Below are 12,007 nucleotides of genomic sequence, written 5' to 3'. Positions count from 1 at the left end.
TTCATCATGGCTGTGTATCAGATTGATGAGCTGGCGCCAAACATCGACACCACCGCTTTTGTCTTTGATAGCGCGACGGTCATTGGCAACGTCACCCTGGAAAAAAATGTCAGCGTCTGGGCCAATGTGGCCATTCGCGGCGATAACGCGCCCATCCTGATCCAGGAAGGCAGCAACGTCCAGGAAGGCAGTGTGCTGCACGTGGACGAAGGCGTTCCCCTGACCATTGAAAAGAACGTTACTGTTGGCCACCAGGCCATGCTGCACGGCTGCACCGTTGGGGAAGGCTCTCTGATCGGCATGCAGGCCATTGTCTTGAATAACGCACGTATTGGCAAAAACTGTATCATCGGCGCAGGCGCCATCGTGACCGAAGGCAAAGTCATCCCAGACGGCTCGCTCGTTATCGGTATCGGCAAAATTGCGCGCACGCTGAGCGAAGACGAAATCGCCAATATTCACAAAAATACTGCTCATTACGTATGGCAGGGGCAGCGCTATCGCAGCGGCCTTAAACGCCTGACGTAATTTTGGCCCTGTGCCACCCTGCCATGACGACTGACCAATTACAAAAATACCTGCTTGACGACCGCAGCACCCGCATCCAGACCGTCGATCTGACCGAGACCTGGCACACCGGCCTGGCGCATCAGAGCTATCCGCCGGTCGTTCGCGACCTGCTCGGGCAGCTGTGTGCAGCCTCGGTGCTGCTTGCCTCTAATATTAAATTCGATGGCTCGCTCGTGCTGCAACTGCAGGGCGACGGGGCACTGGCCCTGATCGTGGTCGAATGCCAATCAGACCTGAGCCTGCGCGCCACTGTACAGTTGCGTCAGGAATTTGTGGTTCCCGACAATGCCACATTCCAGTCGCTGCTCAACAGCAACGGCAACGGTCGGTTTATTGTCATTCTGGATCCGACAGACCGGCAGGAAGGCCAGCAACCCTATCAGGGTGTGGTGCCCATGGAAGGCGATTCGGTCGCCAAGGTCCTGGAGCATTATATGAAACAGTCGGAACAGCTCGATACGCACATCTGGCTGGCCGCCAACGCGCAACGCGCTACCGGTCTGCTGCTGCAGCGACTGCCTGACCATGGTGGCTCGGCCGATGATGCCGAGGCGCACGAGGAATCGTGGCAGCGCACCCACATTCTGGCCCGAACGCTGACCCAGGAAGAAATGCTCAGTGAGTCTCCGGAAACGCTGATTCACCGCCTGTTCTGGGAGGAGCCGTTACTCACTTTCGAGCCGCAACCAGTCCGCTGGTTCTGCCCGTGCACACGGGAACGCGTCGGCAATATGCTCAAGATGCTCGGCCAGGCCGAAATCGAAAGCATTCTAAGCGAACAGGAACAAATCGACATCGCCTGCAATTTCTGCGGCAAGCCGTACACCTTCGATGCGATCGATTGCGCCCGTCTGTTTATCGATGGCCAATCGCCCGAGGATCCGCCCAAGCCTATCGCGCATTAAGCGCGCACGCAACGGGCAGCGTCCTGCCTGTTGCGCCGTCTGCAATACACACAATGTGCTGTCGCCCTGGCGGCTACCTTCCCTCGCGTCATTTACCCAACATGTTGGCAAACACGGTTGTGATAACCATGGTTCCTGCTGCCACCGTCTGCGGCACGCCCAATAACCGCAACGCAAACTTGCCCAGCGTAGAAATCCACACTATACATTTGCCTTCGTTTTGCGCACACTGCGGCAATGCAATACTCTTTTTTTCACATGCTATTTTTGTTCAGCCCCCGCTCCTGCTCTCTTGCCCAGCCACGCCAGCCTGGCGGCGAGCCATCAAAAATAGCTGGCTTCTCATTGAGACGCCAGCACGGCTTTGCGATGGTGGAATTTCTCGTTGTCGCCCTTCCCCTGATGTTTGCAACCATGGCCAGCTACGAAGCCTCGCGTTGGTATATGACGCGACAAGCCGTCAGTCTTGCGCTGCTTGAAGCCGGCCGCGCAGGCAGTGTGAACCACACCAGGCCGCAGGCCATCGAAGCCGCATTCCTAGATGCCCTGGCCCCACTGTATGCGCCGGCAGGCGCTTTTTTCAGCCCGCACGAACGGATGCTCCACCAACAGAAACGATTCGAGCAAGACCATGGCCAGCTTGCATGGGATATTGTCATTACTCATCCCGATGTTGCCGAATTTGCCGACTTCATGCAAAAAGATCTTCCCATTGCCGTGAAAACCGGCAACCCGGCCATCAATAACAATTATCAGCACCGTCAACATCAACAATATCCACGTGGCCCTGCATCGGGCAGCACAATCTACGATGCCAACACGCTGCAACTGCAGGCGCGCTATTTATATGTGCCGGTGGTACCGGGCATGCGCACGTTGTTGCGTACCGTGTTCGGTGCCATCGACGCGTCCGGATCGCCCCTGGCCACTCACGGCGTGTTGCCAATCAGCGCAGCAATCACGATTGAAATGCAATCGCATCCGGTGCTCTGGCTGTCCGAACAAACACCCCATGTTCGCTACAAACAGCGTCATGCTTTTGCCAGCTCACCGGGACCGCTACGCAAATCGAACGCCAAAGCCGGTACCGGTGATTTCAATAGTGGCAACGGCGACACAATCAGCAGCAAGGCCTCCCAGCCAGCAACGCCCAACGCAACACATGCCGGCGATGCGGCTGCCTCGCAGGCGCGCACTGATGCCGTTGCGGCGAGCAGCCAGCACCAGCCAAGCGTAACGCTCGCTAACAATGAGTCTCCTGAAAGTGCGCTGCCAGCCGATTCGGCCTGCGTGCCATAAGCGCTATTGATAAATGCGCACGACGACCGGCACAAAACGTGGCATCGGAAATTATATTGACTGGGGAACTGATTTGGCCGAGCTCTGATTCGAGCTCATTCAAATTCGGCCTGGTGCTGATCCGAGCAGATCCTGAATTGGCTCAGTTTTGAATCTACCTGGTCTGCACAAGCGATACTTGCAGCAAAAGCGTATTCCTAACGGCTATTGCTGTACCGGTTTTGATGATTTTGCCGGCTTGCCACTATCGGACTTTGCCCGGGTATTGCCGCCAGTTGTTGCTTTTGCCTGGGCCTTGCCCGAGGCGTGGGGCTTGGCTGCCGCAGCAGGCGCTGTCTTGGCCTTGGATGCACCAGGCACCTCGTAGCTGACCGGCACGTCGGGTTGCGGCTCATTCGGCGTCAGGATCTGCACATATGTTTCGTCTTTTTTGATCATGCGCATTTCAATACGGGCGCGATCTTCAAGCGCATCGGTGCCCGTTTTCAGATCATGTACTTCGGCATCCATTGCATTATTGCGCGCCAGCAACGCCTTGTTCTTCTCTTCCTGGGCTTCCAGTTGCTGCTTGAGCACTGTCACGCGCGCCCACCCCTCTTCCCCCCACCACAGCGGATATTGTATGGCTACGCAGGCAACCATCAGGGCAAGGTATAGTAAGCGCATGACAAATGCTCAATACTCGCGCCGCAGCGCTTAACGGATGTTGTAAAACGCATCCAGACCCGGGAAGCGGGCCACTTCTGCCAGTTCTTCCTCGATACGCAGCAACTGGTTGTACTTGGCCATACGGTCCGAACGAGACAGCGAGCCGGTCTTGATCTGCATTGCATTGGTAGCAACGGCAATATCGGCAATCGTGGAGTCTTCTGTTTCACCGGAACGGTGTGAAATGACCGCTGTATAACCGGCGCGTTTGGCCATTTCAATGGCCGCAAAGGTTTCTGTCAGTGTACCAATTTGGTTGATCTTGATAAGAATGGAGTTGGCAACGCCTTTCTGGATGCCCTCTTTCAGGATTTTCGTATTGGTAACGAATAGATCGTCGCCCACCAGCTGCACTTTTTTACCCAACTGGTCTGTAAGGATTTTCCAGCCATCCCAATCGTTTTCGGCCATACCGTCTTCGATGCTGATGATTGGGTATTTGTCGCACCAGGAGGCCAGCAAATTGGCAAACTCGGCCGAAGTCAGGGAAATATTACCCTCGCCGGCCAAATGATATTTACCGTCACGGTAAAACTCGGAGCTGGCGCAATCGAGGCCCAGCGCGATTTGGGTGCCTGGCTCGTAGCCGGCTTCAGTAATCGCATTCAGAATCAGGTGAATGGCCGACTCGTGGTTAGCCACATTGGGTGCAAAGCCGCCTTCATCGCCCACCGCGGTAGACATGCCATGGCCATGGATCAGCTTTTTCAGGGCATGGAAAACCTCTGCGCCCATGCGCAGCGACTCACGGAAACTGGTCGCGCCAACCGGCAGGATCATGAATTCCTGCATATCGAGCGTATTGTTGGCATGGGCGCCGCCGTTGATGACATTCATCATGGGCACAGGCATGCTCATGGGGCCGCTGCCGCCAAAATAGCGATACAGGGAAAGACCGGACTCATCGGCTGCGGCACGGGCAACGGCCATACTCACTGCCAGCAGTGCGTTGGCCCCCAGGCGCTCCTTGTTCTCGGTCCCATCCAGATCGATCAGGGTGTGGTCAATAAAAGTTTGTTCCTGCGCATCCAGACCCATGAGCGCTTCGGAAATTTCGGTATTGACATTTTCCACTGCCTTGAGCACACCCTTGCCCAGGTAACGGGATTTGTCACCGTCACGCAATTCAACAGCTTCGCGCGTACCAGTAGAGGCGCCAGACGGTACAGCAGCCCGCCCCATAACGCCGGATTCGAGCAATACATCACACTCTACGGTTGGATTCCCACGGGAATCCAGGATTTCGCGACCGATAATATCAACAATTGCACTCATGGTAATGACTTTCCTGCCTGATAAACAGTGATTTTGATGGGGTTTTATTGCGTAGATTGTACCTTACTCAGCCAATCTTGTAATTTTGCATCCGCTGGCAAATGAACTTGTATCTCTTTTTTTACATTTTAGCCTGGGCAATGGCCGGCAAAGAAAACGGCAAATTGCGTAACCAGACCGTGCTGCAGCGCGCCGGCCACCGTTGCCCGCGCTACCTGTTACCTGCCGTCCCGCCTCGCGCCTGCGGCGGTTTACGATGCCAGCCGTATTTTTTCCGGCTAGCCCTTGTCCTTGCCCCGCAGTCGACGCCGGCGCCGGGGGGGGACGGCTGGCTCGGCCATCGTATTGCCCACGCTGGCAAAGCGGATCAGCGGCAGCCTGTAGAGCCACAATAGGGCAATCACATTCACCGCAAATACCACAATCAGGCCTGACTCGATCGCACCGACCATATGATCGCGCGCCACCTGCAACCAAGGAAGGGCATTCTGCCCCAGGCTGGCCATTTCAGTTATCAGCCCCGCCTGACTATCTGTCCTGACCAGCAGTTGTGGATCAGACAGCGCCAGAACCAGCTCCGGCGAGTCGATTTTTTTAGCATCGGCCTGAATGCCAGCGACATAATAGTAATTGACCATGGTGCCGATAATAGCCGTTCCCAGCATACCGCCAATCATGCGAATGGACTGCACCAGCGCCGTCACGATGCCCAGATTATTGCGGCCGGACAGCTCCTGGCTGAAAATGGTCAGGTTGGGCATAATGAAACCCAGCCCGACGCCACCGAGCGTCATGTACAGCAAAAAGACCAACTGTGGCATACCACGATCATAAAAGACCACGCCGCCCACGGCGATCGCCGTCAACACAAAACCGATATACAGAATCCAGTTGGGTCGGGCCAGGCGAATAACGATGCGACCGCTCAGGATACTGCCCACCGTAATGCATACCACCAGCGGCGTAACCAGCATGCCGGCGTCGTTGGGAGAATAGCCGAAGCCGCCCTGCAGCAGCAGCGGGATATAGAACAGCATGCCGAACATCACAAACCCGGTCAATAACGACAAGGTGAACATGGTGCCCAGGCTGCGATCCCGGAAGACTTCCAGCGGCAGCAGCGGAAAAGCGCAACGTCGCTCCCAGCGTATAAGGACAATAAACGCTGCGACGGACACGACGGAAAACAAGCCGACCTGCCAGGAAACGCCATGCGTAGCAAACAGTTCCACCGCCAGTTGCAGACAGCCCAGGAACAGCGCAATCAGCACCGCGCCCTGCCAGTCCAGACGAATTGTCTGTTCGCGCTTGTAACGAATCAGTGGCAAATATTGCCAGATAAAGAACAGGCTAATCAGGCCGACCGGCAGATTGACATAGAACACCGAGCGCCAGCCGTAATATTCGGTCAGAAACCCGCCCAGGGAGGGGCCGACAGCCGAGGCAATGCCAAAAGATGAACTGAGCAGAATCTGCCAGCGCAGACGCACTTTGGCGTCCGGGAACAAGTCCGGCACACAGGCGAAGGCGGTGCCGACCAGCATCCCGCCACCAATGCCCTGCAAGGCCCTGGCCAGCACCAGTTGTGTCATGCTGCCGGCCATCCCGCAAAGCATCGAAGCAATGGTGAAAATAATAACGGACGCAACCACGAATGGCTTGCGTCCGTAATAGTCACTCAGGCGACCACAGATAGGAACAGTAATGACCGAGGCCAGCAGATAGGAAGTGCCAACCCACGCGTATAGCTCAAAACCATTGAGCTCGGCCACGATGGTAGGCAAGGCGGTGCCGACAATGGTTTGATCCAGGCCCACCAGCATACCGACAAAACAGATGCCCAGCACAGCCATCAAAGACTGCCGAAATGGCAGCAATCGCCCCGATGCCGATTTTTCCTCATTCACTTCGATTGTTCTGGTAACCATACTTCCCGTTCAAAGTAAACGCCGGCATCAACGATCACCGGGCTATGTGTGCCGACCGCCTGACAACATCTGCCGACCTGACAATCTCCATGTCAGCGAATATTCCTGCCACCTGTCAACGACGCAATCAGGCGGTGAACTGGTCTTCGATAAAGCCCTGGCCCTTGACGATACGATCAATGTCAGTGAGCGAGCGCAACAAGGCTTCCATATGTGCCAGGGGTACAGCATTCGGACCGTCGGACAGCGCCACGGCAGGATCCGGATGCGTTTCCATGAACAGACCGGACACCCCCACCGCAACGGCCGCCCGCGCCAGCACGGGTACAAATTCACGCTGGCCGCCAGAGGACGTGCCCTGACCGCCAGGCAACTGCACCGAATGCGTCGCATCAAAAACGACCGGACATTCTGTTGCGCGCATGATGGCAAGCGAACGCATGTCCGAGACCAGATTGTTATAGCCGAAAGAGGCCCCGCGTTCGCAAACCATGATGTTGGCGCCATCGCCACCGGCCGCAATGGCAGCGGCTTTGGCCTTGGCCACGACCTGCAGCATATCGGCCGGCGCCAGAAACTGCCCTTTCTTTATATTGACCGGCTTGCCGGTGGCAGCACAAGCCGAAATGAAATCGGTCTGGCGGCACAGGAAAGCCGGAGTCTGCAACACATCAACGACAGCTGCGACGCGCTCTACCTGGGTAATGTCGTGAACATCGGTTAAGACAGGTACATTCAGCTGTTCACGGATATCGGCCAGAATCTGCAGGCCTTCGTCCATTCCCGGTCCGCGATAAGAGGCGCCCGAGCTGCGGTTCGCCTTGTCAAAAGAACTCTTGTAGATAAATGGAATGCCAAGGCGCCCGGTAATATCCTGCAACGAGCGCGCGGTGTCGAACGCCATCTGGCGCGATTCAATCACGCATGGGCCCGCAATCAGAAAAAAGGGTTTGGTCAGACCAACGTCGAAGCCGCAAAGATTCATGGTGATATCCTTATCCCTGGTTCTGCCGCTGTTTCTGGTTTTCCAATGCTGCCCGGATAAAGCTGGAGAACAGCGGATGGCCGTTACGCGGCGTAGAGGTAAATTCAGGATGGAACTGGACGCCCATGAACCATGGGTGGGTCGGAATTTCCATCATTTCAGGCAGATTCTCGGTCGGTGTACGGGCACTGATGACCATGCCGGCTTCTTCAAGGCGCGGTACATAGACATTGTTGACCTCATACCGGTGGCGATGGCGCTCGTTGACTTCCGGACCATATATATCATAGGCGCGCGTGCCTTCCTTGACCGGGCAACGCTGGGCGCCCTTGCGCATCGTGCCGCCCAGATCGGAGGACGCTGTGCGCTTTTCCACTTTGCCTTCGCGATCCATCCACTCGGTAATGAGTGCGACGACCGGATGCGGGGCTGCCGGATCAAATTCGGTACTGTTGGCGCCGCCAAGCTGCGCCACATGCCGGGCAAACTCTATGACGGCCAATTGCATGCCAAGGCAGATCCCCAGATAAGGCACCTTGTTTTCACGTGCATACTGAATCGCGCGAATCTTGCCTTCGGTTCCGCGCTTGCCAAAGCCGCCCGGCACCAAAATAGCATCCAGTGCAGCCAGCTTTTCAACCGCGCCCCCTTCCAGATCCTCGGAGTCGATATAGTCAATAACGACTTTGGAACGAGTATGAATACCGGCGTGCTGCAAGGCTTCGATCAGCGATTTGTACGACTCGGTCAGATCGACATACTTGCCGACCATACCAATGTGCACTTCATGTTGCGGATGCTCCAGCGCATCGATCAGGCCGTCCCACATGGACAGATCGGCCGGGGGCGGAGAAATCGCCAGCGCATCGCAAACCAGTTCATCCAGTTTCTGGTTATGCAACATGGACGGAATTTTGTAGATGGAATCGGCATCCCATACGGAAATGACGGCATCCAGCGGTACATTGGAAAACAGAGAAATCTTGGCCCGCTCGTCTTCTGGCACTTCGCGGTCGGCACGGCACAGCAACGCGTTCGGGTAGATACCGATTTCGCGCAACTTCTGCACAGAGTGCTGCGTTGGCTTGGTTTTGAGCTCGCCTGCAGAGGCGATAAACGGCACCAGTGTCAAATGCACGAAAGCCGCGCCATTGCGCCCCAGACGCAGGCTCATTTGCCGTACCGCCTCAAGAAATGGCAGGGATTCAATATCCCCGACCGTGCCGCCGATTTCCACAATGGCCACGTCGGTCTGGCCATCCCAGGCCTGCCTTGCACCGCGGATGATGAAATCTTGAATTTCATTTGTAATATGGGGAATAACCTGCACGGTCTTGCCCAGATAGTCGCCCCGGCGCTCTTTGCGCAGCACGGATTCGTAAATCTGGCCAGTGGTAAAGTTATTGGATTTATGCATGCGAGCCGAAATGAATCGCTCGTAATGGCCGAGGTCAAGATCAGTTTCGGCGCCATCTTCGGTGACGAATACCTCACCGTGCTGCAAGGGGCTCATCGTACCCGGATCCACGTTGATATACGGGTCCAGCTTGAGCATGGTCACCTTCAGGCCACGCGATTCAAGGATAGCCGCTAACGACGCGGCGGCGATTCCCTTGCCTAACGAAGAGACCACGCCGCCGGTAACGAATACATACTTTGTCATTGGAGTAAGGGCCCCGCGAAAAGGGCCGTAGCAGGAAATTTGAATTATAGCTTGAGCATGCTGCTTTTGTAAGGCGCCGGAGGCCTTCGGTTCAAAACAGGTCGTATAATGACAGATGTAAATATCAAGAAAAGATCATGGACCGTAAACGAAAAACCCTGCTTATGCTGCTTTGCTACGTCATTGCCTTTTTTGTGACCATTGGTCTACTGTCACTGTGGGCAACCACCCTTTACATGTAGCAGCTGCGCGCAATCCGTTTAATCCGAATCCTTTTACAAGCAAGCGCGCCAATACGGATTTGCTCCTTGCTGCTTCCTCGTACTGATTTCCTTATACCGCCGCCAGTCGATCCCGGCAACCGCCCCCGTTCTGCGCCGCCGGTGTCAGAACAGCATCAAGCGCAGTCAGCAGCGGACCGCAAGCGGTATTCAGTTTCAGCGCAAGTACGGCATCGGCGCGTGTTTTTCCCAGCGTGACGGCCGCCACCGGCTTGCCCTGTCTGACGGCGTCGCGCACAAAACGATAGCCCGAATACACCATCAGCGAGGAGCCCACAACCAGGACGGCGCTGGCCTGCTCCAGGGCCTGATAGACCGCATCGACGCGCAGGCGCGGGACTGCTTCGCCGAAGAACACCACATCCGGCTTCAGAATGCCGCCGCAGCGGCCACAAGCCGGGATGCGGAAGCAAGAAAAATCTGCCTCTAGATCCACATCGCCATCCGGCGCCATGACAGCCGTCATATCCGCCCAGGCGGGGTTCTCAATGAGCAGTTGCTGCTGATAATCTACGCGGTCAAGCTTGCTGTTGCAATCCATACAGACCACGTTTGCCAGGGATCCATGCAACTCCAGCAGCCGGGACTGACCAGCCTGCCGATGCAGGCCGTCGACATTCTGCGTCACCAGCAGACCTGTATAGCCTTTGGACTCAAGCGATTGCAAGGCCTGATGCGCCGCATTCGGCTTGCCGCCGGAAAACATTGACCAACCCACCATACTGCGCGCCCAATAGCGCTGGCGCGCCGCCTGTGTGCCCATGAATTGCTGAAACGTCATGGGCGGCGGGCGCATCCATGCACCTTCGGTATCACGATAGGCCGGAATGCCTGAATCGGTGCTGCAACCGGCGCCGGTAATTACCAACAAGCCCGCGTGCTGCTGCACAAAGGCCTGCAGATCGGCGATAACCGGCGCTGTCATAGAACCGGCCTACTCCGTGGTCTTGCCATCAAAATGCTCTTCCTGCTCATCCTGCTTGGTGGCATGCACTACCCCATCACGATGCTCAGGCGGGCCGTAAATCGTGTACAGACGCAGGGGCTGATCGCCGCTGTTGATCACATTGTGACGGGCACCGGCAGGAACAATTACCGCGTCGTCATCTTCGATGGCATGTGTCTGTCCGTCAATCACGACCTTGCCCTTGCCTTCTTCGATGCGAAAGAACTGATCATGGCCCTCATGAACCTCTTCCCCAATTTCTTCACCGGGCTGCAGCGTCATCAGGACCAGTTGCAGGTTTTTCCCGGTGTAAAGCACCTTGCGATAAAGATCATTGTTCACGGTCAATTCTTCGATATCATCGACAAAACCTTTCATACGACTTACTCCATAAAGTGAACGGGTCCGCAAGACGGACGCCTATCGGCCCGGGATTTACATTTCCCAGGATTGAAACACATCATTGACAAATTTAATTTCCAACACCTGCTTGCCCACATCAGCTCTGCCGGGGCTAAGCAGCCTGCCGGCCGAATCCACCATGGGCCCGACAACCGGCACAGCGCCAACCATATTGCCGGCCATGCTGCCGGATGACTTGCGCGCATACTTCAGGGTGGTCTCGTTATTGGAATTGCGGGTCATGCGATCGGGTTCGCCAAAAACCTGGATGGCCTGGGTCACCGTGGTTTTGTCCTTGATCAGGCTTTTATTGAGAAAAACCGGATCAAAATAATCGGCATTTCCCATCAGGTCGGTTTTAGTGGGGACGCTGCACGCCACCAGCCCTGCACTGATCAGGCATCCCAGCAACAGCCATCGCATTCTCTTCATTATTCACTCCTGAACAGGGGGCGGAACGATCGCAAATATAATACACCGCAGACAATTTCTGCCATACCGTGCTGCATTTTGCATCCCGCTCATACCCAGTTTAATAAGCAGATTATCCCACAATTTTTTGCTTTGGCTCAAAGACCGTAGCCGCAGCTTTTTATGTCGTCAAATGCCTCTGGCCTGTCAAGGCCGGCAACCGCTATGATGTATTTCGTAACACCCAATCATGCAGAACGTGTTACATTTTCAGTGCTACTTCGTTAACAACTCGAATAAGGAGCACGTATGAACATGCCACTTCGCAGACGTAAACGCAGTGTAGATCTGTCAAAAAAAGAGGGGCCGGAGTTTGACCATTGGTTAAAGTCGAACGTAACGGACAAAGGATACAGGCAATGGTATCGAGCAGACGGGTTCGCTCATGAAAAATGGCTGGATCAGATAGAAAGCCAAATCCATGACGGCAAAAGCAATCGCCGCTAGCGGGTTGGCCACGATACCGGGGCGATGTCAGGCCGCAACCTATTCGGCCTGACATCGCCCTTTCTTGATTTGGAAACCCTACTCTCCCACAGAAATCAGACAAAGCATGAAAAGCGTACACCATGAA

The 12,007-nt window shown here is 55.6% G+C and carries 12 protein-coding genes; 4 read left to right on the top strand and 8 right to left on the bottom strand.

Annotated elements, in window-relative coordinates:
• Positions 1 to 6: 6 nt before the first annotated feature.
• From EV681_RS18625 to EV681_RS18615, 3 genes are all read left to right on the top strand, one after another.
• Complete coding sequence (locus EV681_RS18625) at positions 7 to 528, top strand: gamma carbonic anhydrase family protein (protein ID WP_130304829.1); 522 nt, start codon at positions 7 to 9, stop codon at positions 526 to 528.
• A 23-nt stretch (positions 529 to 551) separates the two neighbouring features.
• Entirely contained in the window at positions 552 to 1,475 is a 924-nt protein-coding gene (hslO, locus tag EV681_RS18620; RefSeq protein WP_128394647.1) for an Hsp33 family molecular chaperone HslO, read from the top strand.
• A 345-nt stretch (positions 1,476 to 1,820) separates the two neighbouring features.
• Positions 1,821 to 2,774: a TadE/TadG family type IV pilus assembly protein gene (locus EV681_RS18615; RefSeq protein WP_130304828.1), complete on the top strand. Its 954-nt coding sequence runs from the start codon at positions 1,821 to 1,823 to the stop codon at positions 2,772 to 2,774.
• Positions 2,775 to 2,978: 204 nt separating this feature from the next.
• On the opposite strand, the gene ftsB is transcribed toward EV681_RS18615, so the two are convergent.
• The 8 genes from ftsB to EV681_RS18575 form a co-directional block, all read right to left on the bottom strand.
• Positions 2,979 to 3,440 (bottom strand): cell division protein FtsB, encoded by a 462-nt coding sequence (ftsB, locus tag EV681_RS18610; RefSeq protein WP_128394649.1) that lies wholly within the window; start codon positions 3,438 to 3,440, stop codon positions 2,979 to 2,981.
• A 30-nt stretch (positions 3,441 to 3,470) separates the two neighbouring features.
• Positions 3,471 to 4,757 carry a phosphopyruvate hydratase gene (gene eno, locus EV681_RS18605; RefSeq protein WP_014751242.1) on the bottom strand — a complete coding sequence of 429 codons (1,287 nt, stop codon included), beginning with the start codon at positions 4,755 to 4,757 and terminating at the stop codon, positions 3,471 to 3,473.
• 278 nt (positions 4,758 to 5,035) lie between these two features.
• Positions 5,036 to 6,685 carry an MDR family MFS transporter gene (locus tag EV681_RS18600; RefSeq protein WP_130304827.1) on the bottom strand — a complete coding sequence of 550 codons (1,650 nt, stop codon included), beginning with the start codon at positions 6,683 to 6,685 and terminating at the stop codon, positions 5,036 to 5,038.
• 127 nt (positions 6,686 to 6,812) lie between these two features.
• Entirely contained in the window at positions 6,813 to 7,670 is an 858-nt protein-coding gene (gene kdsA / locus EV681_RS18595) for a 3-deoxy-8-phosphooctulonate synthase (protein ID WP_128394652.1), read from the bottom strand.
• 10 nt (positions 7,671 to 7,680) lie between these two features.
• Complete coding sequence (locus tag EV681_RS18590; protein ID WP_128394653.1) at positions 7,681 to 9,333, bottom strand: CTP synthase; 1,653 nt, start codon at positions 9,331 to 9,333, stop codon at positions 7,681 to 7,683.
• 333 nt (positions 9,334 to 9,666) lie between these two features.
• Positions 9,667 to 10,539, bottom strand: coding sequence for an NAD-dependent protein deacetylase (locus tag EV681_RS18585; RefSeq protein WP_130304826.1), 873 nt, complete (start codon positions 10,537 to 10,539; stop codon positions 9,667 to 9,669).
• A gap of 9 nt (positions 10,540 to 10,548) precedes the next feature.
• Positions 10,549 to 10,938: a cupin domain-containing protein gene (locus EV681_RS18580; protein ID WP_014751249.1), complete on the bottom strand. Its 390-nt coding sequence runs from the start codon at positions 10,936 to 10,938 to the stop codon at positions 10,549 to 10,551.
• A gap of 57 nt (positions 10,939 to 10,995) precedes the next feature.
• A complete protein-coding gene (locus tag EV681_RS18575; protein WP_128394655.1) occupies positions 10,996 to 11,394 on the bottom strand; it encodes a hypothetical protein in 399 nt (132 codons plus the stop codon).
• A gap of 288 nt (positions 11,395 to 11,682) precedes the next feature.
• On the opposite strand from EV681_RS18575, the gene EV681_RS18570 reads away from it, so the two are divergent.
• The gene (locus tag EV681_RS18570) at positions 11,683 to 11,880 is read left to right on the top strand and encodes a hypothetical protein (protein ID WP_128394656.1); all 198 of its coding nucleotides are present in this window, start codon (positions 11,683 to 11,685) and stop codon (positions 11,878 to 11,880) included.
• The last annotated feature ends 127 nt before the right edge of the window (positions 11,881 to 12,007 follow it).

This window comes from Advenella incenata, assembly GCF_004217095.1.
Classification (GTDB): domain Bacteria; phylum Pseudomonadota; class Gammaproteobacteria; order Burkholderiales; family Burkholderiaceae_B; genus Advenella; species Advenella incenata.
The sequence above is the reverse complement of the archived record's forward strand: the minus strand, read 5'-3'. Positions and strand labels throughout refer to the sequence as shown.

Excerpts from the sequence above, each read along its gene's own strand:
- hslO (WP_128394647.1), top strand. The coding sequence starts at position 552 with ATGACGACTGACCAATTACAAAAATACCTGCTTGACGACCGCAGCACC.
- kdsA (WP_128394652.1), bottom strand. The coding sequence starts at position 7,670 with ATGAATCTTTGCGGCTTCGACGTTGGTCTGACCAAACCCTTTTTTCTG.
- EV681_RS18575 (WP_128394655.1), bottom strand. The coding sequence starts at position 11,394 with ATGAAGAGAATGCGATGGCTGTTGCTGGGATGCCTGATCAGTGCAGGG.
- EV681_RS18570 (WP_128394656.1), top strand. The coding sequence starts at position 11,683 with ATGAACATGCCACTTCGCAGACGTAAACGCAGTGTAGATCTGTCAAAA.
- EV681_RS18585 (WP_130304826.1), bottom strand. The coding sequence starts at position 10,539 with ATGACAGCGCCGGTTATCGCCGATCTGCAGGCCTTTGTGCAGCAGCAC.
- EV681_RS18625 (WP_130304829.1), top strand. The coding sequence starts at position 7 with ATGGCTGTGTATCAGATTGATGAGCTGGCGCCAAACATCGACACCACC.
- ftsB (WP_128394649.1), bottom strand. The coding sequence starts at position 3,440 with ATGCGCTTACTATACCTTGCCCTGATGGTTGCCTGCGTAGCCATACAA.
- EV681_RS18580 (WP_014751249.1), bottom strand. The coding sequence starts at position 10,938 with ATGAAAGGTTTTGTCGATGATATCGAAGAATTGACCGTGAACAATGAT.
- EV681_RS18600 (WP_130304827.1), bottom strand. The coding sequence starts at position 6,685 with ATGGTTACCAGAACAATCGAAGTGAATGAGGAAAAATCGGCATCGGGG.
- EV681_RS18590 (WP_128394653.1), bottom strand. The coding sequence starts at position 9,333 with ATGACAAAGTATGTATTCGTTACCGGCGGCGTGGTCTCTTCGTTAGGC.
- eno (WP_014751242.1), bottom strand. The coding sequence starts at position 4,757 with ATGAGTGCAATTGTTGATATTATCGGTCGCGAAATCCTGGATTCCCGT.